The 22,933-nt window shown below is 48.8% G+C and carries 19 protein-coding genes; 17 read left to right on the top strand and 2 right to left on the bottom strand.

Annotation, left to right across the window (positions count from 1 at the left end):
* The first annotated feature begins 18 nt into the window (after positions 1–18).
* The 4 genes from IFU39_RS29395 (at position 19) to IFU39_RS29380 (ending at position 8,189) form a co-directional block, all read left to right on the top strand.
* Complete coding sequence (locus IFU39_RS29395) at positions 19–1,524, top strand: extracellular solute-binding protein (RefSeq protein WP_192136271.1); 1,506 nt, start codon at positions 19–21, stop codon at positions 1,522–1,524.
* A gap of 237 nt (positions 1,525–1,761) precedes the next feature.
* Positions 1,762–5,115 carry a glycosyl hydrolase gene (locus IFU39_RS29390; RefSeq protein ID WP_192136270.1) on the top strand — a complete coding sequence of 1,118 codons (3,354 nt, stop codon included), beginning with the start codon at positions 1,762–1,764 and terminating at the stop codon, positions 5,113–5,115.
* Positions 5,116–5,132: 17 nt separating this feature from the next.
* The gene (locus IFU39_RS29385; protein ID WP_192136269.1) at positions 5,133–5,954 is read left to right on the top strand and encodes a polysaccharide deacetylase family protein; all 822 of its coding nucleotides are present in this window, start codon (positions 5,133–5,135) and stop codon (positions 5,952–5,954) included.
* A gap of 90 nt (positions 5,955–6,044) precedes the next feature.
* Positions 6,045–8,189: a glycoside hydrolase family 88/105 protein gene (locus IFU39_RS29380; protein ID WP_342345686.1), complete on the top strand. Its 2,145-nt coding sequence runs from the start codon at positions 6,045–6,047 to the stop codon at positions 8,187–8,189.
* A gap of 191 nt (positions 8,190–8,380) precedes the next feature.
* Here IFU39_RS29380 and IFU39_RS29375 read toward each other — a convergent pair whose 3' ends face one another.
* Entirely contained in the window at positions 8,381–9,256 is an 876-nt protein-coding gene (locus IFU39_RS29375) for a DUF72 domain-containing protein (RefSeq protein ID WP_192136268.1), read from the bottom strand.
* A gap of 212 nt (positions 9,257–9,468) precedes the next feature.
* Here IFU39_RS29375 and IFU39_RS29370 point away from each other — a divergent pair, with 212 nt between their 5' ends.
* The 5 genes from IFU39_RS29370 to IFU39_RS29350 all read left to right on the top strand — a co-directional run bounded on the left by IFU39_RS29370 (position 9,469) and on the right by IFU39_RS29350 (position 13,599).
* On the top strand, positions 9,469–10,212 hold the full coding sequence (locus IFU39_RS29370; protein ID WP_105601159.1) for a class I SAM-dependent methyltransferase: 744 nt from the start codon (positions 9,469–9,471) through the stop codon (positions 10,210–10,212).
* Positions 10,213–10,239: 27 nt separating this feature from the next.
* Positions 10,240–11,223 carry an MBL fold metallo-hydrolase gene (locus IFU39_RS29365; RefSeq protein ID WP_192136267.1) on the top strand — a complete coding sequence of 328 codons (984 nt, stop codon included), beginning with the start codon at positions 10,240–10,242 and terminating at the stop codon, positions 11,221–11,223.
* A gap of 234 nt (positions 11,224–11,457) precedes the next feature.
* Positions 11,458–11,874, top strand: a complete 417-nt coding sequence (locus tag IFU39_RS29360; protein ID WP_192136266.1) for a hypothetical protein — start codon at positions 11,458–11,460, stop codon at positions 11,872–11,874.
* Positions 11,871–12,914: an FAD:protein FMN transferase gene (locus IFU39_RS29355; protein WP_192136265.1), complete on the top strand. Its 1,044-nt coding sequence runs from the start codon at positions 11,871–11,873 to the stop codon at positions 12,912–12,914. The genes IFU39_RS29360 and IFU39_RS29355 overlap by 4 nt, the downstream gene beginning before the upstream one ends.
* Positions 12,915–12,945: 31 nt before the next feature.
* The gene (locus IFU39_RS29350) at positions 12,946–13,599 is read left to right on the top strand and encodes a ferric reductase-like transmembrane domain-containing protein (RefSeq protein ID WP_192136264.1); all 654 of its coding nucleotides are present in this window, start codon (positions 12,946–12,948) and stop codon (positions 13,597–13,599) included.
* A 159-nt stretch (positions 13,600–13,758) separates the two neighbouring features.
* Here IFU39_RS29350 and IFU39_RS29345 read toward each other — a convergent pair whose 3' ends face one another.
* A complete protein-coding gene (locus tag IFU39_RS29345) occupies positions 13,759–14,325 on the bottom strand; it encodes a phosphatidylglycerophosphatase A family protein (RefSeq protein ID WP_105601152.1) in 567 nt (188 codons plus the stop codon).
* 192 nt (positions 14,326–14,517) lie between these two features.
* Between IFU39_RS29345 and IFU39_RS29340 the strand changes: the two genes are divergently transcribed.
* From IFU39_RS29340 to IFU39_RS29305, 8 genes are all read left to right on the top strand, one after another.
* Positions 14,518–15,573: a GerMN domain-containing protein gene (locus tag IFU39_RS29340; protein WP_091011844.1), complete on the top strand. Its 1,056-nt coding sequence runs from the start codon at positions 14,518–14,520 to the stop codon at positions 15,571–15,573.
* 118 nt (positions 15,574–15,691) lie between these two features.
* Complete coding sequence (gene rph, locus IFU39_RS29335) at positions 15,692–16,447, top strand: ribonuclease PH (protein ID WP_017692572.1); 756 nt, start codon at positions 15,692–15,694, stop codon at positions 16,445–16,447.
* Position 16,448: 1 nt separating this feature from the next.
* Complete coding sequence (locus tag IFU39_RS29330; protein WP_091011846.1) at positions 16,449–17,072, top strand: XTP/dITP diphosphatase; 624 nt, start codon at positions 16,449–16,451, stop codon at positions 17,070–17,072.
* A gap of 358 nt (positions 17,073–17,430) precedes the next feature.
* Positions 17,431–18,273, top strand: a complete 843-nt coding sequence (locus IFU39_RS29325) for an STM4015 family protein (RefSeq protein ID WP_091011848.1) — start codon at positions 17,431–17,433, stop codon at positions 18,271–18,273.
* A 3-nt stretch (positions 18,274–18,276) separates the two neighbouring features.
* Positions 18,277–19,548 (top strand): STM4014 family protein, encoded by a 1,272-nt coding sequence (locus IFU39_RS29320; RefSeq protein ID WP_244661159.1) that lies wholly within the window; start codon positions 18,277–18,279, stop codon positions 19,546–19,548.
* A complete protein-coding gene (locus IFU39_RS29315) occupies positions 19,541–20,326 on the top strand; it encodes an STM4013/SEN3800 family hydrolase (protein WP_192136262.1) in 786 nt (261 codons plus the stop codon). Before IFU39_RS29320 ends, IFU39_RS29315 begins: the two co-directional genes overlap by 8 nt.
* 65 nt (positions 20,327–20,391) lie before the next feature.
* A complete protein-coding gene (locus tag IFU39_RS29310) occupies positions 20,392–21,783 on the top strand; it encodes an STM4012 family radical SAM protein (RefSeq protein WP_192136261.1) in 1,392 nt (463 codons plus the stop codon).
* Positions 21,780–22,640: an STM4011 family radical SAM protein gene (locus IFU39_RS29305; RefSeq protein WP_192136260.1), complete on the top strand. Its 861-nt coding sequence runs from the start codon at positions 21,780–21,782 to the stop codon at positions 22,638–22,640. The genes IFU39_RS29310 and IFU39_RS29305 overlap by 4 nt, the downstream gene beginning before the upstream one ends.
* Positions 22,641–22,933: the final 293 nt, after the last annotated feature.

Here is a 22,933-nt window from a genome sequence, read left to right as displayed (position 1 = left end):
AGCCAAGGGGGAGAACGTATGGGACAAAAAAACGGATTCAAAAAAGGGGCACTGCTGCTCTCTGCGTCACTGGTACTTAGTACAATTCTGGGCGCATGCTCCACGGACAAATCAGATTCAGGAACCGCTGCGGGTGGCACCGATCAACTCACGATTATGCTACCGAACTTTGAAGCGGAGAATCCGCCGGACAACAGCCCTGTGATTCAGAAGCTGGAGGAATTGACCAAGGTGGACGTGAACCTGCAGTGGGTGCCAAGCAGCTCGTATGAAGACAAATTCAACATTACACTGGCCTCGGGAAAGCTGCCTCAGATTATGGTGGTGTTAGGGAAGTCTCCAAGTTTCATTAATGCGGCACGAACCGGAGCATTCTGGGAACTGGGTCCTTATCTGAAGGACTATCCGAACCTGAGCCAAATGAATGAAATCATCACCAACAATGCCTCTATCGATGGCAAAACGTATGGGATTTATCGGGCTCGCCCTCTGGGACGTAATGGGGTGACTATCCGTAAGGACTGGCTGGAGAATCTGGGGCTGGAAGAGCCAAAGACAATTGATGAATTTTACAATGTATTGAAAGCGTTCACGAAGGATGACCCGGACGGTAACGGAAAGGATGATACGTACGGTCTGGTAGCCAGCAAATTCACGGGCCCGTGGGATAACATGCAGGTATGGTTCGGTGCCCCCAACAAATGGGGAGATGATGGCAGCGGAGGTCTGATTCCGGCGCATGAGACACCAGAATACATGGAAGCACTGAAATTTTTCCGTCAGATCTACAGCGAGGGTCTGGTGAACAAGGACTTTGCCGTGATGGATGCAACGAAACTGCCTGACCCATTTGTGAATGGGCAAGCGGGTGTCATGGTCGATGTGGCAGATAATGCCCAGCGCATGGACCAGAAAATACTGGATAAAGACCCGAATGCGACAGGACGTGTGGATGTGCTGCAAGCCATGGAAGGTCCGAAGGGGCTGCGGGATATGCCAACGTCCGGATATTCCGGAATGATTGCCATCTCCAAAGGCAGTGTCAAAACCGAAGAGGAACTGAAGAAGGTGCTAAGCTTTCTGGATCAACTCAATGAGCCAGAATTGCAGGCGCTGCTTGGGAATGGACTGGAAGGCAAGCAGTATGAGAAAAAAGAAAACTATATCATTCCATCCACTGACAAGCTTGCTCTCCGCGATCTGCAGGGCTTGAATCAGATTTTGATGTTTGTTCCCGAGGACAAAACGCTTCGCGTACAACAGACACCTGTCCGTGAAAAGGTTGCACAGGTGCAGAAGGCCAACGAAGAGATTGTCATCGCCAATCCTGGTGAACCGCTGATCTCTGATGTTTATGCTCAGAAAGGACCGCAGCTGGACAATATCATTAACGATGCACGGATCAAATATATCGTAGGTCAGATTGATGAGAAAGGATTCGAAGATGCTGTTACCCTGTGGAAGAACAACGGCGGAGACGATTATGTGAAAGAAGTCAATGAACTGTACGCTGCACTGAAGTAGTCTTATAAGCAAAAGCCCGGCAGCCGTGCTTTCAGGGTAACGGGGACAGTCGGGCTTTTTTTATCGCTGTAATGGCTTGATCCGTGAACAAAAAAATCATCCAACTTTCTGGAAATTATGACTTCCTGAATATGGTTTTTGATGTATAATCAAAGCGAAACAAACCTATTTGAACTTAAATGAACGTTATTGGTAAAGTTTAACGACCACTCTTGAACATGCAGGGAGGAAGGCAACATGTGGAACGGGGATGCATTTGAAAATCCCGAGGCGCAGTACCGGGTTCATCCCTTTTGGTTCTGGAACGGGGATATGGAAGAAGAGCAGATTAAGCGGCAGGTGGCTGAGATGGCCGCGCAAGGTGTAGGCGGATTCTTCATCTGTCCGCGTCAGGGACTACAGATTCCCTATCTCTCTGAAGCATGGTTCGATAAGGTGCGGGTTGCAGTGCAGGCAGCTGCCGACCATGGCATGCAGGTATGGTTATATGACGAATATCCATATCCAAGCGGGATGGCTGGCGGGGAAGTGACCCTTGATTTCCCTGAAGCGAAGCAGCGACAGCTCATACATCACCAGCTGGTGGTTCAGGGCGGAGAAGCTGTGGAACTGGAGTTGCCATGGGGACGAGTCTTGGTTGCCAAGGCGATTCCCAAGGATGCACAGGGCAAACGGTTGTGGCATGAATCCATTGATTTGCGCAGCAAAATCGGCAATATCCAGACCGATCAGGTCTATCAGGAGACAGGACTCACATCGTATAACCGCAAGCGGTTCTTCACCTACCAAACAGCGTTCCGCTTGTTGTGGGATGTTCCCCCGGGTGATTGGGAGTTGATTATATTTCAAGAAATGGAAATCGACGACTTCAAATATTACGGCAACTTTGTTGATCCTTGTCACAAGGAAGCGATGAGCCGTTTTATTGAACTGACACATGAGCGTTATAAGTCAGCGGTTGGAGATCAATTTGAAAGCGTAATCAAAGGCATGTTCTCGGATGAGATTGCACCGCTGGGCCGTATCCCCTGGTCCCAACAGCTTCCCCGTTATTTCAGTGAGCGTTGTGGTTATAGTCTGATCGATTCGCTACCGGCGCTGTTATATGGTGATGTTCCGGACGCGCATCGGATTCGGTATGACTATTACCAGTCACTGCACCTGCTTCTCAGGGAGTCCTATCACAAACAGGTGCATGATTGGTGTGAGGAAGCAGGTATCCAGTATGCGGCTGAGGTGCCTGGCGTACGGATGACCACCCAGTTGTTCAGCCATATGCCAGGTGGTGATTCGGCCCATGAGAAAATTGGACGATCCTTATCGTGGATTCTGGAACGATATGGCCAAAAGATGCGTGACAATCCCAAGATGGTCAGTTCGCTTGCCCGGCAATTGGGCCGAAGCCGCAATCTGATTGAATGTTTTCACAGTGTAGGCTGGTCCATGACGCTACAGGATGCCAAGTGGATGATTGATCGCATGGCCGCCATGGGCACCAATTTTTATAACTTTCACGCCTTTTTCTATACGATTGGTGGGCTTGCGAAGCATGACGCACCGCCATCTCAATTTTTACAGAATCCCTACTGGAAGCATTTCCGGCAGTTGGGGGATTATACCGGACGTTTGAGCTATCTCATGAGCACCGGAGCAGCAGATATTCGTATTGCCGTCCTTGACCCAACGACGACATTCTGGAGTCTGATGGGTAATCCGCTGCATGGATTTGAGTATAGCGGCGAGGACGAATTAGAACGCGCGCAACTGGAGCGCCTGACGAAGGACTGGATGCGGATTACTACCCATCTGCTCGAAAACAGACGTGACTATGATCACCTTGATCCCGAGTTGTTGGCGGAAGCTGACTTAACGGATGGCATCATTCAGCTCGGCGTTGCCCGTTATGACGTACTGATTCTGCCACCGATGCTGAATCTGGAGGCAGCGGCTTGGGAACAGGTGAAGCGATTTGTTCGGCAGGGAGGAACTGTCATCTCTGTTGGAATGCCACCGCATATTGCGATTCAGTCGGGAAGTCCGGAGGGAGATGAAGCTACCCAGTTCTTTGGTGCGGGTGAACAGCCGCAAGAAGTGTACTGGGGTCGAAGCGGGACAACTGATCATGATCAGCGTGAAACCATGTGGCATCAAGGTGAGGGGAATTCTTATTTTCTACCCGCAGGAACGGGGCAGGGAGATGACTTTTCGCTGGAGCTGATCTCTCTTCTGCTCGATCAGGTATTGCCCGAACCCATCTGCTGGATTATGGAGGAGGAGAGCGCCTCCCTGTTGATGCACACCCGTCAATTGTCGGCTGGAGAGCACATGGTTTTTTTGACCAATCAGGAGGGTCAGGACCTGAAGGGACAGTTGAAGCTGGTCGCCAGACAGCTGTGGGATGGAACAGAGCTGACAGAGGGTGCTTGTCTGGTGGCAGAACGACTTGATCTGGAGACAGGACAGCTTCAGACATTACCGTATACGAGCAGTGGCGGGGAATGTTGTATTTCACTTACGCTGGCGCCTTATGAAGCACATGCTGTTCGTCTTACTTTACAACCTGCGAAGGAAGAGGCATTAACAACGAAGGTGGATGTAACAGACAAAACCGGTTCGGGGTTCGTAACGGCTGTATCGGCAGGAGCTAATCAGGCCCGTAAGATCATGGTCCCTTCGGAAGGGCCATGGCGACTGGAAACGGTGCAGCCTAACATTTTGCGAATGGGACAATTCCATCTTCAGGCTTCCAATGCTAATGGTGTGATTCTGGAAAGCCAGCATGTAGCTGTAAAACCGTTTATTGATCAGGCGGCAGAATTATCGGAGCAGCAGCATCTGCCAGTCCAGTTTAATCAGGTGTTTGGCACACCGAAAAAGGCATCCGTCGCTTACCCGATCGAGTGCCGTTATACGACCACATTTGAGCTGAGAACGGCATTGCCTGCATGCCTTTTATTCATGGACAGAGCGGCGGTCTCGGGCACTTGGTCGATGGAGATTAATGGGCATCTGCTTGAAAAGGAACAATTCGATCCAATTGAAATAACCGACCACAATAATATCGCTTGTGATATTACAGAGCTGCTGCACAGCGGTCTTAACGAAATGACGGTGAGTGTGCAGGTAACGAAAGATGAGGATGGCATCGTGGATCCCCTGTATCTACAGGGAAGATTCGGCGTGGAGTTCCATCATGAAGGCATGACTTCGCTTGTACGGGAGTCGGACACGGCCCTTCGTATCGGACCTGAACCGCAGCCGCTGTATCCCTATTTTGCCGGGGAAATGAGTTATAAACGCACGTTCTGGCTGGATGAGCCAGGGGAAGATATTACCTCGTTTGAACTGGAATTTAGCGATTGGCGTGTGCAGGATGTGGTAGAAGTGCGGGTGAACGGACATAGTCTGGGTGTGAGATGCTGGTCTCCGTATCGCTGGAAGGGAGAGGCCTCCTGGTTGCGTCCGGGAGACAACGACATTGAAGTGCGGATTACCAACACATTGATCGGTCTGCTGGAAGGTACGTATTTTGATTCGGAACATCATCGATTACAGGATGCAGGTCATTTACCTGTTGAAGAATTAGGATAAAGGAGTGGAAGTAAGGGATGGGACATCGTATTCAGTTTGACCGCTATCCAGGTGGTGTGATGAAAGCGTTAACGCTCAGTTATGACGACGGAGTGGTGCATGATCGCAGACTGGTGGAGATCTGTAATCGGTATGGTCTACGGGGAACCTTTAATCTGAACTCCGGTACCTTGGGTAATCCAGGCCGCATTGAGGCTGGGGAAGTCGCTGAACTTTATACGGGGCATGAAGTAGCCGTTCACACCGTTACTCACCCTACGCTACCTTATGTTCCGAATGAACTATTGACCGAAGAGATTATCGAAGACCGAAAAGCATTGGAGCAGCTCGTCGGTTATCCGGTACGAGGCATGGCTTATCCCAACGGAGGGTACGACCGTGCGTTAAGTACAAAGCTGGAGTGGCTTGGCATTGATTATGCCCGTACCGTTGAATCACACGGCAGATACACATTGCCAGATCGGCCGCTTGAATGGCATCCGACGTGTCATCATAACCATGATCTGGCGGGGCATGCTGAACGTTTTATCCAACATTCCAAAACAGGTACGCCACTGTTACTCTACGTCTGGGGCCACAGTTATGAGTTCAATGACAACGACAACTGGGAGATCATCGAACAGTTTGGTGAGCAGATTGGCGGCAGGGACGATATCTGGTACGCGACGAACATCGAAGTGATTGCCTATTGGAAAGCGGTGCAACGATTGGAGTGTTCAGCCGATCGATCCATCATCCATAATCCGTCTGCCATCCCGGTTTGGTTCACGGCAGATCAACAGGTTGTTGAAGTGCAGGGCGGAGAGACATTGCGGCTAAGCGAACGAATCAAGGTATAAGGAAGGGAGCTGACGATCATTCGTTATTTTCATGAGAACGAGGCGATTGCAGGCAAGGTGTACGATTCAATTCCGGATATATTGACAACGGTGGCTCAGCGTTATATTGGTGATCATCCGAAACATTCCTTTTTGTTCAGAGCTTATCATCAGGGTGGTTTTCGTAGACTTGGGGACTATCGCTACGACCTGAATCTGAATGAGAAATGTGCAGAGGCGCATGCAGGGCAGTACGTGTATGTATGGGGCAAGTTATGGAGCGAGCAGAATACAACGTTAAATACAGGCCTGAACTGTTATAGTCCGGTGACGATCTACGTGAACGGCGAAGAGGTATTCAAGTCCGAGTTGTTGCAGGAGTTATTTCCTGAGCGAAGAACCCAGATTCCAATTTCCGTTAACTATGGCTGGAATGATGTGTTGCTATGTTTTGTCAAAACAGAAGTGGGATTCGGCGGTATCTACGGAACAGCCTCTTTCAAAAATTTCCCGCTGCACTTCCTCACTCCTGGGGCAGATCGTCAAGGACAGGAGGGCTGGTTATATTCGGAACCCGTCGATGAACCTGTATTATCTCTTCCTCGTGACGGCATGACAGAAGAAGAAACTGGCCTTTCCTGGTATCCGCGAAGGGACTGGACAGTTGAGGAGCAGAGCATGGGTTCTTTTGCCCGCATCTTTGGTACCGAACAACGGGCTGTTGCCTATGCGTGGTCCAAACTGAATGTAACCTTGCCAGGATCAACGTCAGTTATTTTACAAGGCCGTCATGATGGAGCTTTGACTCTGTATGTGGATGGCACGGAAGTATACTCTGCTGGAGGTAGTGGTAATTTTCACGTTGAACTCCCGCGCCGTTACGGTTCATCTGATTTGGTCGCGAAAGGTGAAATTCAGGCAGTTGGCGGTTCATGGGGATTCCAGTTGGAAGATGCCGAGCGTTCGGGTTCCACAGGCTGGAGATTGAAACCTCCTCATCCGGTTGCGGGGTGCTCTGATCCCTGGCTGTACACAGGTGTGTTTGCTCCCGGTGCTGAACCATCGCACGCCGACATCGTGCGAACAGATACCGTATTTGATGATGGCGCACAAGGTGTGTATTGGCGTGTAGATCTTCCCGATACGCATGTTCGTCCCTATCTGGAGAATACACATTACGGAAAGTGGAATTATCCGCTTGGCGTTACCCTGCTTGGACTTCTCCAGATGGGACAGGAATTGGGGCGGGATGATTACATTCAGTATGTGCGGCAACATATTGAACTGAGCACTTCATTTGATCGCTACGGCCTATGGGATCGGGAAGGGTATGGTGCGGCAGGAATTAATAATCAACTGTCTGCGATAGACAGTCTGGATGATTGTGGTTCGTTTGGCTCTACACTGCTTGCTGCGATGAAGTTGGGCGATATTCGTGGGGGAAGAGATACCGCGGATCGGATTGCGGGCTACATTACGGATGAGCAGGAACGTCTGGAGGATGGTGCCTTATACCGGGTTCGCGGCAGTGGGGAGATGCGTCAAGAGACGATGTGGTGTGATGACTTGTACATGAGTACACCTTTTCTGATGCGTTATGGTCAGTTGACAGGAGATAGGGCGTATTGGGATGATGCGATCAATCAGTTCCTGATGTTCCGTAAGTATCTCTACCTTCCCGAACAACAGATCATGTCCCATGTGTATGATTTTGTGCGTGGTCGGGCGACAGGCATTCCGTGGGGACGCGGGAACGGCTGGGTGCTCTTTTCATTAACCGAATTGTTATCCATCCTGCCACATGATCATGTGAAACGGCCGGAACTGTTACGTTTCTATCGTGATCTAAGTCAAGGTTATCTGGCGCTGCAAGGGGAAAATGGACTTTGGCATCAGGTGCTGAACCGGCCGGATTCGTATGAAGAAACCTCCTGCACCTCCATGTTCATCTACGCTTATGCCCGTGGTATTCGGGAAGGCTGGCTGGAACAGCCAGAGCCTTATCTGGAGGCAGTACGCAAAGGATGGGAAGGCATGACACGTTTGTCGATTGACTATAAAGGTAATATATACGGGGTATGTCGCGGTTCCGGGTACTCGTTTACAGCCTTGTATTATCGCGATGATCTGGGATGGAATCTGAACGATACCCACGGGATTGGCATTGTGCTCTTGGCTGGCATTGAAGCGCATAAAATGAATCAGCAGCTCCGTGAGGCGCATATCGATTCTTCGGTTACAGCCGCGCAGCGCTGATGTTTGACGCAACGAAACGAATGTATGTGGATAGCTTTCTATAGGTAGATTACCAGCTAAAGAAAGCGGCAATGCCCTCAGGCTTGCCGCTTTTTAGTGTTATTCCAATCCCGAATTTGATCAGCATGATAGCAATGATAAATACACTTACCTTCACCCAATAATATGAATAACTGCATCATTAGCTCGGATCAAAATAACTCTAATTGCTCCGGTCCTTCTTCCTTCTCCGGTTCAGAACGGTCAGGGAAAGGCTTCACCGGCTGGTCCAGCAGGTCCATCATCATCTGGGCATTCGCCGCTGCATCGCCACCGGAGTTGTTGTTGAAAATAACATAGACATCCTTGCTCTGCTCCTGCAATTGCTCCAGATAATCTCTCCACTCCAACAACTCTTCCTTGTTGTAACGGTACAGGTAACGGGTCTCGCGCCAATTGGGCGCACCATTCTGATGCCAGCCTGACACGTTGCGTCCGTGCATGCGAACCAGCGTCATCTCCGAATCCGTGGCCTCTGGCACGATAGGAATGGAACCTAAACCCGCCTGAGGTTCGTCACAGACACTATGAATCCAGCCTTGCTCCTTCATGAACGAAAGCGTCCGCTCGCGCATGCCATCTTCATACCAGCTGCGATGACGGAATTCGAGTGCACATGGAATACCTTCCATTCTGAGTTTCACTTCACGAAGCTCTTTGACGTTGTCCTTATTGCACTCAAACCAAGGTGGATATTGAAACAAGGCTGCCCGCATCTTGCCAGCTTCAATGACGGGTTCCAGTGATTCCCGAAAAGCCTTATACATCTCCGACGTGCTGGTGAAGTAGGGTTTGCCTCGCAGATGTCCGGTCATTCCCTGATAGGCTTTGATGATAAAAGCAAAGGCTTCGGGCGTCTCTGCAGCCCACCGTGCCATTCGATCCCGGGGTTGAACGGCGTAGAAGGAACTATCCACCTCCACGGTGGAGAAGTATTGTCCGTATAGACTGAGCTTGTCTTTGGCTTTGGTACGGTTTGGATAGAGATCTTCCTGATCGCCCCATCCGGTAAGTCCGATGTGAATCATAAGAACACCTCCTGTTGCTTATAATTAACCGATTTGCAGGCATATGTCTAACATTATATCGTGTGCATTTTGGCTGTTCAATGTTGGAAAATCACTGGAATTTTTTGAGTTTGCAGAATAAAGACGTTACAATACATTAAAGCTAGGGGAAATGATCAGGCTTGTACATAGCGTACTACAAGAGCCAGTGACCAAGTGGAGGGCGAGATTGGATGACGGAATGGTATGAAAAGAGTTTTGGAGAAGATTACCTTCTCGTATACAAGCACCGGGATGTGCAGGGTGCCCATCAGGAAGTACATAAAATGATCAATTGGTTGAAGCTTGAGCCTAATGCTGAAGTATTAGATCTATGCTGCGGTATGGGACGGCACTCCATGGCACTTGCTGATGCAGGATTGCGAGTGACCGGAGTTGATCTGTCCGATGTGCTTTTACGCGAAGCGCGTCTAATGGACACTGAACACCGAGTATCGTGGTGTCTTGCGGACATGCGTGAACTCCCACTGAAAGGTGGCTTTGATGCCGTAGTCAATCTGTTTACATCGTTTGGTTATTTCCTGGAGGACGGAGAACAACTGAAAGTATTACGTGCCATTCATCGCATGCTTCGCCCGGGTGGCAGCTATATTATTGATTTTATGAATACGGCTTATGTGACTCGTCATCTGGTGCCGCACTCCGTCCGAGAGGATGAAGGACAGCGGATTGAGGAGTTCCGCAAGATTGAGGATGGGTTTGTGCAAAAGGAAATTCGTATTACGGATACCGCATCCGGACATGAACCGCGGGTATATCAGGAGCGTGTGAAGTTGTACACACGGGATCAACTGAGTCAGATGTTAAGTGCCGCCGGACTCCGGGTAGACCAGGTACATGGCGGCTATGATGAAGAGAAATATGACGAGCAGACTTCTCCACGCATGATTTTTGTGGGTCGTCGTCCTGTGGAGTGAACAGAGACAGTCTGGAAGGGGGATAACATGAAGCGCACAGAAGAGATGCCCATGACAGAGGGCATACACCGGGTCAAGATCAGCATGTCGTTTCCCTTAAGATGGGTGAACAGTTATGTGTTGTCTGAACCGGATGGAACGATCACTATCATAGATCCGGGACCGCGTAATTCGCAGACGGAACAGGAGTGGGAAGAAGCGCTGGCAGATCTCGGCCTGACCTTTAGCGATATTCATCAAATTGTGCTGACCCACCATCACCCGGACCACCTTGGGTTGTCGGGATGGATACAACAGATGACGGGTGCACCCGTTCGCATGTCCACACGTTCTCGCCAAGAGGCTGATTATATGTGGGGATCTGATTCGCGCATTAATACAATCTTACCTGATTATTATGGTCGTCACGGTATGCCGGAAGACAAGACTGAGCAGATACATGAACATATGAAGGCATTTACTTCGCAGATCACACCACTTCCGAAGGTGACTCCCATTGAAGACGGTGAGTGGATCGATATGGGCGGGAAACGTTGGGTTGCTGTGGAGACGGGTGGGCATGCCCCAGGCCATTTATCCTTTTATGCGCCGGAGTCGATGGAGATTCTGTGCGGAGATGCCGTTTTGCCACAGATTTCACCGAATATCAGTCTGCAACCCGGCAGTGACCCTCAGCCATTATTGTCTTATATGGAAGGATTGGAACGTCTTGGGGAGCTGAACGTCAAGCATGCGTATCCGGGACATCGGAATCCTTTTTCCACATTTAACGAACGGACCGTCCAACTGCTCGTACACCATGAAGAACGACTTCAGAAGCTGGCGGAGCGAATTCAGGAGTCATCAGCGAATGCGTATGACATCTGTGTACACATGTTTGGCAATCGGCTTGGTACCCATCAACTAAGGTTTGCCATGAGTGAGACGTTGGCTCATTTGCAGGAGTTAATTCGGCGCCAAGTAGTGAAGCAAGAGCAGCAACCGGATGGCAAGTTCTATTTTCAAATCTAAATGGAATAACTGATATCGATATGAAATGATAATGCGATCTTATATAGGGACTCGGTACAGGAAACTCACCTGTCCCGAGTCTTTTTTTAGTATGATACGGGCACCGTTAAAATAAAGCTTTAGCCTCTCTTAACGGTTCATTCATCTATTTTTAAGCCAGCGCGCTTATCATACATCTATGAACTTCGCTAGGGCGTGTCTTGAGACACACCCTAAAGAAAGCAGGGAAGAGCGATGACCAGAAGAAAACGGAATCAATGGAGAAAATGGCAAGCTTCAGCGGCAGCAACGTTGACTGTGGCTGCACTCTTTCAATATGTAAGAACTTCGGATGCCTTTGATGTGGCCTATGCAGCAGCAAATGGCACAGATACAAGTGTTACTGCTTCAAGCCAGGTGGATACGCATGATGATGTGATGGACGAATGGATCAACAGTACAACGGACAGCAACAACTGGAACACGCAGGACAATGACAATAATGATAGTCAATATAATGGAACAACCGATAGCACACAAGCAGCTCGGCCAGATCAGAGCGTGAGTAACAAGGATAATTATTCAGATTCTCAGCGTATCGGGCAAAATAACCAGGGTACAGACCCCAGATACAGCAGTGGCAACTATCAGTCACGTACAGGTGCATCATGAGCCGCACGGAGCAAGTCGCTCGTCCGCTCCGATTCCAATTCCGTGCGATGAACACAGATGTTGAAGTGCAACTGTCCGCTGGGCGGGAAGAAGCTGAACATGCAACCACCGTGGTCAAGAATTGGTTTGAGACGCAGGAGCAGCGCTTCAGCCGATTTGTGGCAGACAGTGAACTGAATCGTCTGAATCATGCAACCGGATGGATACCCATCTCCGCTGCGATGGATGAAGTGCTGAGTCTGGCCTATGGATATATTGGTCTGACTGAAGGAATTTTCCAACCGGGTATCTCGCAGGCTCTTCAGGCTTCGGGATATGATATAAGCTTCGAGAAGGTGCAACAACGACAACCGCAACGTCCGCTGCTTCAACGCATTTTGCGAACAAGAACAACTGAAAGTTCAGGAATGATGGAGGATCGGCATGACCATAGTCGTCCGGGATGGATTCAGCGGGAAGGTAGCCGGATGGTCCATCTGGACCCTGGAGCTGAGTTGGATCTGGGAGGGATCGTTAAGGGATGGGCGGTGGAGCGAATTGCGGACTGGTTGCAGCGAACATTGCATATCCCGGCGGGTTTAATTAACGCGGGTGGAGATATTCAGGTATGGGGTACACCGGACTATCCCCAGTGGACCTTTAAAGTAGCAGATCCTTTGCAAGGGCAGAGGGATGCGTCAGGTACGGTTCGCTTACAGCGAGGAGCTGTTGCCACTTCGGGTATTTCCCGCAGACAATGGCAGAATACGGATGGAAGCTTTGCACACCACCTCATTGACCCCCGGACGATGGAGTCGGCAGATACGGACGTATTGCAGTGTACCGTTATGGGACAGCATGCTTCGCAATGCGAGATCATTGCCAAGACGGTATGCATTCTGGGAAGTGCCGAAGCCGTGGGCTGGTTAAACCGACATTACGATCGGCATGACGTCCTGTGGATGACACGGGATGGGAGTATTTATTTTAGAGGGAATACGGATACGCTCGTTGAGCATTGGCCGGGTTTTGATCCGGATCATCGCTTCAGTCTGATCTAGGAAAAGTCTAACAGATATGGGGGAGTCGGTTATGGCACAATGGATTGTAGATTACCTGCCGACGTGGAATATCATTCGAATTAGTGGAATTGCTGCTTATGTGCTACTCTTTGCCGGTGTGTTTCTGGGAATTGCGCAAGGGATGCCTATTGCCAAAGGCAAACCAAAAGCAGACATGTTCAAATGGCATACTCGAACGACCTGGCTCGCCTTCGGACTTGGACTCGTGCACGCATTAACGTTATATATTGATCACTATAGCCCGTTTACCTGGGGCGAACTTCTGATTCCTTTTACCGCCTCCGTGCATCCGATCGGCAGTGGTCTTGGAACGTTAGCTTTCTACGGATTAGTGATTGTCCTGTTATCCAGTGATCTGCGGAACAAGCTGGGCCGTAAATGGTGGTTCATGTTCCACATGTTGTCCTATCCGGTGTTCATTGGTCTGCTGGTTCACGGCATGGTGACGGGCACAGATTCTGGTAATATTATCATGCGGATGATGTATGTATTTACCGGACTCAGCATCGTTGGCATCACTGTGCTGCGTGGCATGTTGCGAGAGCGCAAAGGCCCGGAAATCACGATTGGACCGAAACGGGCTACATCTGGTTCACCTACCGAGCAGAATTGGGTTGAAGGTTTTGGTTTGATGGGAACAGTACGACCTAAACATCTGAAATAATAACATGTGGATCATCAAAAAGTATCTTACACATGCAAAAAAAGCGGCCATCAGGCCGCTTTTTCCATGAATAGTTATTTTATTAAACAGTTATTTCAAGAAGCGTCCTTACACATGTTCAATGTTCCACATGGCATCAGACATGAAACGAGTTACGCATTATACCGTGTCATCACTGACAGGTTTTTCTCCCAGTGCTTCTTCAAGCTCGGATTGTTTGCGATGGGCGATCCGACTGCTCGCTGCCGATGCAATCGCACCGACAATATCATCGAAGAACGTGTGGACAGGGCCCAGGCTCTTGTCATTCAGACGTTCAAGCACCCCTGGTTTCAGCTTGTCCACATAACCATAATTCGTAAATCCAATGCTGCCATATACATTGACGATGGAGAATGCCAAAATCTCATCCACGCCATACAGTCCTTCATCGTTCTCAATCATCTCCTGCAAAGGAGATATGAGCTGCCCCTGTTCTGCCAAAATATCGAGCTGAATCCCGGTCAGAACAGCGTTCTGTACCTCACGTTTACGGAGAACCATCTCCACATTTTCAATACATTCTTCCATCGTAAGACCTGGATAATATTTTTTCTGCAATAACATGACCAGTTCTGCGATCTCAGGGATCGTGACGCCCCGCTTATGCAGCCATTCCCTAGTTGCCTCCGCCACCTTGCGGCTATTCAGGCTGTAAGGGATTTTTTCTTGCTCAGGATGTTCCATGGGCGATTCCTCCTCTGAAGTTAGCAATGTCCCTACTCTTGCTTCCTAATACGTATTAACCTGTTTTACGTTTCTTTAAGATCATAGAATTTATAAGTTTTCAGCGAAGCTGTTATCTTTTAGTTATTTTTTGGACAAAGGCTCGTATACATGGTAGTACAAACTGTAAAAATGATGAGGGGGAACGTGATCATGAGAAAGATCCAGTCTTTGCGTACGGTATCGGCAGCAGCGCTGCTGAGTATTCCTATGGTATTGTCAGGCTGCGGCATGTTTGGAGCACAGTCTTCCGAAGCTGTTGATCCACCACCGCCCATCCAGGAAGCAGCTATGATTCAAGCGGCCGAAGGGAATGGAGCACTCGCAATGCTCCCGTTAACGACGGTATATCTGCAAGACCAGCAGGGGCTGCTCGCTCCGGTATCCCTGACACTTCCTTCTGGAACAGACGCCAGCAGTCCAAAGACAGCACTGGATACACTTGTCACAGGCGGGGCCTATGCGGGTATGTTGCCTGAAGGATTCCAGGGTGTTCTCCCGCAGGGAACGGTTGTGCAGAATGTAACGATTCACGCGGATGACAAGCTGGCGGTTGTTGAGTTTTCGGGTAATTTTGCCAAGTATGATGCGAAGGAAGAACGGAAAATGCTAGAAGCTGTCACGTGGACATTGACGGGAACGCCTGATGTGGAGAATGTGCAGATCTGGGTAGATGGCAAAAAGTTAACGCAAATGCCGGTGAACAGCACCCCGTTGCCTGAACCGCTGAATCGGGCTGTGGGAATCAATCTGGATCTGGGTGAAACGTTTGTGACGAACAGCAGCCCGGTAACGGTTTATTTCTCCGCTGCTTCGCCGGCAGGCATCCAATATTATGTTCCGGTGACACGTCTGGTTACACCTGGTGAAGATCGGGTGCAGGCAGCATTGAATGAACTGATCAAGGGACCTGACAAAGGTGGCGAATTGGAAGAGGTCATGACAGGCGGAACAGAGCTGCAATCGGTCAAAACGGCAGAGGATGGCACGGTAACGGTTGCCTTGAAAGATGATATGTTTGCCGAAGGGGATATTGTGCCAAGCGAGCTGTTACAGTCTGTCGTATTAACTACTGCGGAGAACACAGCCAGCAAGGATGCCAAAGTGCAGATCGAATGGAATGGCCAAAAAACGGTCATGGGTGACGACAACCGGGATTACAGTGCGCCGGTTTCCAAGCCTGAATATATCAACGAAATTCCGATTTAATGAGCAAGGAATGCTTAAGGATGCTTTTAATCGAACTCTTTGGTAAAATATAAGGGATTCGTAAAAATGTTAACAAGCTCAACATTACAGGATGCTTAAGTCGTAGGAGGCAGAAAATATGAGATCAAACGGACGAACCAGCGAACAGCTGCGCCCGCTGAATTTAACAGTGAACACGAATAAATACGCCGAGGGCTCTGTACTGATTGAAGTTGGAGATACAAAGGTGATCTGTACAGCTACAGTGGAGGAACGTGTTCCTCCCTTTATGAAAGGGCAAGGAAAAGGCTGGGTAACAGCTGAATATTCCATGTTGCCACGTGCAACACATACTCGGAACCAACGTGAAGCCAATCGCGGGAAATTAACTGGACGCACCATGGAAATCCAGCGTCTGATTGGTCGGGCACTGCGCTCGGTAGTTAATCTGCAGGCTCTTGGTGAGCGTACGATTACGCTGGACTGTGATGTTATTCAAGCTGACGGAGGCACACGCACAACGTCCATTACCGGTGCGTTTGTAGCGCTGGCGCTTGCCGTGAACAAGATCTCTCAACAGCACAAACTGCAAGTGTTCCCGATTACGGATTTCATTGCCGCAGTAAGTGTGGGCGTTGTGGGTGAACAGCCTGTACTGGATTTGAACTATGATGAAGATTCCAAAGCCAAGGTAGACATGAACCTGGTGATGACAGGCGGCGGTAAATACGTCGAGCTTCAGGGAACAGGTGAGGAAGCTCCATTTGATCGCCGGGAGCTAAACGCGATGTTGGAACTTGGTGAGCAGGGAATTCTGGAGATGATCGAGCGTCAAAAAGAAGTGCTCGGCCCGATTGCGCTCAAGATTGGCGCGCGTGGATTAGGGGAAGCGTAAGATGAGTTTGGACAGCCCAATCCTCATTGTTGCTACCCGCAATGCGGGTAAAGTCCGTGAATTCGCTCATGCTTTCGCACCGCTTGGCAAAGAGGTCAAGAGCATGTTTGACTATCCGGAGCTGCCGGATGTGGTGGAAGATGGCGTAACGTTTGCGGAAAATGCCTGGAAGAAAGCCAAGGCAGTAGGCGACGCGCTTGGTTTGCCCGTACTGGCAGACGATTCTGGACTCTGCGTAGATCTGTTGGACGGGGAGCCCGGAGTTTATTCAGCGAGATATGCAGGCGAAGGAGCAACGGATGCACAGAACAATGCGAAGTTGCTGGAGACGCTGGAATCGTTGAAATCCGGTGAGGACACCGAGCAGCCGCTCTTAAGTCCGGCTCGATTCGTCTGCGCATTGGTACTGTACGACCCGACAACAGGTGATAAATATGAATCGGAAGGCACTGCGGAAGGCTGGATTACAGCTGAAGCTGCGGGTGCTGGCGGTTTTGGATATGACCCACTGTTCTATGTACCTGAATACGAAATGACAATGGCAGAGCTGACGCTGGAGCAAAAGCAGGCGATTAGCCACCGTGGTCATGCGCTGAGAGCGCTTGTATCCAGACTTGAAGGCTAAGAATAAACAAAACATCTTGATTTCTTGATTTAACTTCATGATACGTGAACATCAAAGCGTTAATGGAAGGAGAGAAGCATTCCGATGGGATGGTTCATCCGCCATTAACGCTTTTTGTATGAAATAAAGTATTTGATCGGGTTTGGTGATAGTCCATCCATATACCTAATTGAAGATAGCTATTTCTGCGACTACATATCAGAACGCATGTTCTTATACCTACATAAAAATTAGTTTACGTTGCACGATTGGGAATCTCATTGGGACTGGAGTTGGAAGAAGTTGCAAGCCTTGTGTGGTATGGGTTAACATTCAAACTAACGAATCACATATGAACCTTAAACGGAGGGATCTACTCATGCAAGAAGTGAAGCTTGTTGTATCTTACGATGATTATGAGGACGGCATTCGTATGGAAAAGTTAATTAAGGAACTGGCAGCTAAACCGGAGGCCAGCTCATTGGAAAGTCTGGTCATCGGAGATTGGGGACAGGCTTATGAAAATTCGCCTGATGAGTTCATGAGTACGCTCGTCGAGTCGGCTCCAAGTTTTCCGTCATTGAAGAAACTGTTTATTGGAGATATGGGATTCGAAGAATGTGAAGTATCGTGGATTATCCAGACCAATCTCACACCGCTGTTAGGTGCCTTTCCAGAATTAAAATCATTCTCTGTAATGGGCAGTAGCGGCCTCAGTCTGGAACCACTCCAGCATGCCAAGCTTGAAGAATTGATTATTATTTGTGGTGGTCTGCCGAAAGAAGTGTTATCTTCAATCACCCATGCCAAGTTGCCTGAATTGCGTAAACTGGAACTGTACCTGGGTGTGGATAATTATGGTTTCAATGGATCACTTGAAGATGTACTGCCTTTGTTAGAAAAAGGATTATTTCCAAAGCTGGTTTACTTGGGTCTGAAAGACAGTGAAATTCAGGATGAGATTGCAAAAGCAGCAGCTGAAGCACCTATTCTGGATCAACTTGAAGTACTGGATCTATCGCAAGGGACGTTGTCTGATGAAGGGGCCGAGGTGTTGCTTGCCAGTGACAAGATCAAGAAACTGAAACATCTTGATCTAAGTTACCATTACATGACCAATGAAATGATCAGTCGCTGGAACCAATCCGGTATATCTGTAGATGTTAGCGACCAGCAACAGAGTGATGAGGATGACTGGCGCTATCCATCGTTAACAGAATAGTCGATGTCAGGCGTAAAGGAAATGAATGAGAATCTGCATCAACCAATAGATGTACCTGATTTAACGCAAGATCAGCCCTTTTTATTGTTCGGAAACCCTGATAACCGACGAACACAGGGGCTGCAAGAGGCTAGGCATAGATTGGGTTTGAAACCTGCGGTTGTACTGCCCTATGCTCAATTGCTCCAGAATTGGAGGCACGGACGAACCATCGCTGATACAGTAGATTCCAATCTGCCCGTACCCCTGATTCGAATAGATGCTCCTGGAGAGGATTGGAAAGTGGAATGTGAGCTACTGTTCCTTGGAGCTATGAACGATACGTCACCGTCAACATTAACGGGTGAAATGGGAGCAGAAGCATTTTCCGCAGAACAGGCACTCGCGCTGGAACAGCAGTGGGGAAGAATATACGCTCCTGCCCAGTGGTTCCGTGGCTGGAAAGCATGTCTGGATCGAATCGGCCGTGAGTCTCGGAAAATATGGCCTGAAGTCCGATTCTTGAATGATCCCGCGGATATCCAATTGATGTTTGACAAGAGAACATGTCAGCAGCATCTATCTTCTCATGGGGTTCAGGTACCTCCTACGCTCCAGTCTTCACAGCCGATTCGAAGTTACACCGACTTGCGTACAGCTATGCAATATGCCGGTATGAACCGTGTATTTGTAAAGCTCGCAAGTGGCTCCGGGGCTTCAGGAGTTGTAGGCTATCAAGTCAATCCCCGAACGGGTGATGAGATCGCTGTAACAACGATGGGGATGGAACAGATACAGGGCAAGACGATTTTCTTCAATGAAGGACGTCTACGCAAGTATACCCGCGGTGAAGAGATTGCTACGCTGATGAACTGGTTATGTGCAGAAGGTGCACAGATTGAACGGTGGATGCCCAAAGCTACGCTTGATCAGCGGGCCTATGATATTCGCCAACTGGTTGCGGGTGGACAGGCAGGCCATTCGATTATGCGACTTAGTCGTACCCCTATAACCAATCTGCATCTGCGCAATGAACGTATGTTGCCTGCTGAAGCTGGTATGGATGAACACCGGATGTCGCTGGTTCGGACGGCAGCGCAAGCAGCTATGTCTGCATTTCCCAACTCATGGTCAGCCGGGATTGATGTGATGCTTACTAGTGGTTCGAACCCGCGTGCCTATGTACTGGATGTGAATCCGTTTGGAGATCTGTTATACAGGGTTGAGCATCATGGCCTAGGAACCTATGAGTGGGAGATGGAACTTTTACGAAAGGAGCCTATTCAACATGCCTGATATGAACACCATTGTGGGCTCCCATGATCTGTTGATGATTACGCTGGATACGTTACGATATGACGTAGCCAAGCTGGAAGAGGCGAATTGTCCCAATCTGTGTGGTTCGGGTCCATGGGAGAAGCGTCATACCCCGGGTAGTTTTACATATGCAGCGCACCACGCCTTTTTTGGTGGTTTTATGCCCACTCCTGCCAATACGGATAAGGCATCGCATGTAAGATTGTTCCATTCCCGGAATACCGGACTCAAGACACATCCGCATACCTGGCTGTTTGATACACCGGATATCGTATCCGGGTTCGCAGCTGAAGGTTACCGTACCATCTGTATTGGTGGCGTCATTTTTTTTACGAAAAAAAACCCGCTTGCGAAAGTATTGCCCGGTTATTTCCAACACAGCTATTGGCGAATGAACTTTGGGGTAACCAACCCCAAATCGACAGAACATCAGGTACAGCATGCATTGAAGCTGCTTGAACAGACGCCGCCGGATGAAAAGATATTTATGTTTTTGAACGTGTCGGCCATTCATGGTCCCAATAAATACTTTGTAGAAGGTGCCAGGGAGGACTCTGTGGAGACTCAGCGGGCTGCACTTCGATATGTAGATGAGGCACTTGGGCCATTGTTCGAGGCGATAAGGAAACGTTCTCGGCCTGCCTTTTGTTTAGCTTTTTCCGATCATGGTACAGCTTACGGTGAAGACGGGTATCAAGGACACCGGCTTGCACATGATGTCGTCTGGACGGTGCCATACCGTGAATTTTTAGTATAGAACGTATTACTCTTAAACGTATTAATCTTATGATGATGATAACAACCGGAGACAGGAGGATACCGATGGACAATCATTCTCAACCCATGACAACAGGCCATTCCGATCAGTCCGGATCCAATACAACGATTACAGGTCTTCGTGAAGTACTCGAATTCCCTTATCGTTCGTATCTGTACTCATACCCGCACAAGACCGCATATCGGGAGCTTGACCCACCACTGCCGCTGGGGCCAATGTGGGAAAGAGAAAATACCGATACATATTTTTTATATATGCACATTCCCTTTTGTGCTGCACGTTGCGGATTCTGTAATCTGTTCACCCTGCCGGATCGACGGGATGATACGCATGAACGTTATGTGGATGCGCTGGAACGTCAGGCGAAGCAGTGGGCACCCATTACATCTCGAAGACCGTATTCCCGGTTTGCGATTGGTGGAGGAACGCCTACATTATTAAATGAGGTTCATTTGAATCGTCTGTTTGATATTGCCGAACATGTGATGGGACTAGACCCTTCGCAAGCATCGATTTCGGTGGAAACGTCGCCGGATACCGTTACGGACGCCAAGCTGGCCATTATGAAGGAGCGAAGTGTGGATCGTATTAGTATGGGTATCCAGAGTTTCATTGAAACTGAAGCATCTGCCATCTATCGTCCACAAAAACCGCAGGAGGTCGAACGAGCGCTTGAGAAGCTTACTCGTTACGATTTCCCATTGTTAAATCTGGATCTGATCTATGGTTTGCCGGGTCAAACGGTGGAATCGTGGATCTATTCATTGGAAAGAGTTCTGGCCTATGAACCGGGCGAGATCTTTATCTATCCCTTGTACACACGGGAAAATACAATCGTGAAGCCTGAAGATATTCGCCGTCAGGGACCTGACATTCGGATGGAGCTGTATATAGCTGCACGTGAGACATTGAAAAGCAAAGGTTATGTGCAATATTCGATGCGCAGATTTGCCAAGGAACAGTCGTCCTCCAAAGTGCTCTTGCCTTATAGCTGTCAGGAGGAGGGCATGGTTGGTCTGGGATGTGGTGCACGCTCTTATACGAGTGAAGTACACTATGCATCCAAATACGGCGTGAGTTACAAGGCCACACAGAGCATCATTGCCGATTATGTGGCGACTGAGCGCTACGATGTGGCGGATTATGGTATCGTGTTAAGCCGTGAGGAACAGAGACGCCGCTTTATTCTGAAAGCCTTGCTGCATCGGGAGGGATTGATGTTGTCTGACTACCAACAGCGCTTTGGTACCGATGTGATGTCCGACTATGTCTGGTTGGCTGAACTGTTGACAGAGGGCATGGCGGAGTTGGAGAGCGATGAGGACAAGCAGGTGCTGCGTCTGACAGAAGAAGGACTAGGTTACTCCGATGCGATTGGAGATTGGCTTATATCTGCCGAAATTCGTGAACAGATGGAAGGGTTTGTTTTCTCATGAAAGCGACTTTGTATTATCGGGGGAAGTTGTCTTCCTGTAATTACGACTGTCCATACTGCCCTTTTAGCAAAACCGTGGATTCCAAAGAGACGTTGGAAGTGGATGAACAACAATTGCGTCAATTTGTGAATTGGGTCAGGGAGCAAGAGTGTGCCGGGCATCAATTTTCAATATTCTTCAATCCCTACGGTGAAGCTTTGGTGCGTCGTTGGTACCGGGAAGCGATGGTTGAGCTGTCACATATGCCACATGTGGATAAAGTTGCAATTCAAACCAACCTGTCCGTCAAACTGGATTGGGCGAGAGAGCTGGATACGAATAAAGCAGCCTTTTGGGCGACGTATCATCCTCGTGAGACAAAAGAGGCTTCTTTTGTAAAACAATGTCTGACCTTGCGTCAGATGGGACTTGCTTTTAGTGTCGGTACTGTCGGACTCCGTAGTGCTTTCCCCGCAATCGAGTCCATGAGACAGGCTTTGCCGGATGATGTGTATATGTGGGTAAATGCCTTCAAAGATCGGCCCAAGTATTACACGCCGGAAGAGGTTCAATTTTTACGTGGGCTTGATCCGCTTTTTGAAGGAAATCTGCAGGATTATGAGAGCTTGGGCAAACGTTGTGCTGCCGGTTCCGAAGTATTTTATGTACAAGGGTCAGGGCATGTGAAGCGGTGTTACAAGGATCGTCGAATCATTGGACATCTGTATCGCGATGGTCTGCAGGCTTTGGCCGCGGATCGGCCTTGTCGTATGAAAAAATGTGGCTGTTACATCGGTTATATCCATATGGAGGATTCCCCGTTCAGAGAAACGTTTGGCAGCGGGCTGCTTGAACGCAATCCGGTATTGATTCGTTGACCGGCATTTCATATTTAGCTATTCCACTGGGGAGCTGGAATATGTTTATTTGTTTCTAAACCACATATCAGCGTAACTTCAAACGCATCTTTTAGTATAGGCAAGATCAGACCTTTGGTTTGGACTTGCCTACTGGAAGGTGTTTTTTTTGTTTTACCGGACTAGAGTTAGTGTTTGTGTACTTTTTTAAAAGGGACTTGACAATTTCGAAAAAATAATAATTTAAGTTTATGATTCAAATTTCATATTTTTTGGGTTAGTATGAATAGGAAAAAAGACCCTGTTATGAATAG

It is taken from the genome of Paenibacillus sp. CFBP 13594 (assembly GCF_014842675.1).
Classification (GTDB): Bacteria; Bacillota; Bacilli; order Paenibacillales; family Paenibacillaceae; genus Paenibacillus; species Paenibacillus amylolyticus_B.
Note: the sequence above shows the minus strand (reverse complement) of the source record. Positions and strands in the feature narration are given on the sequence as shown.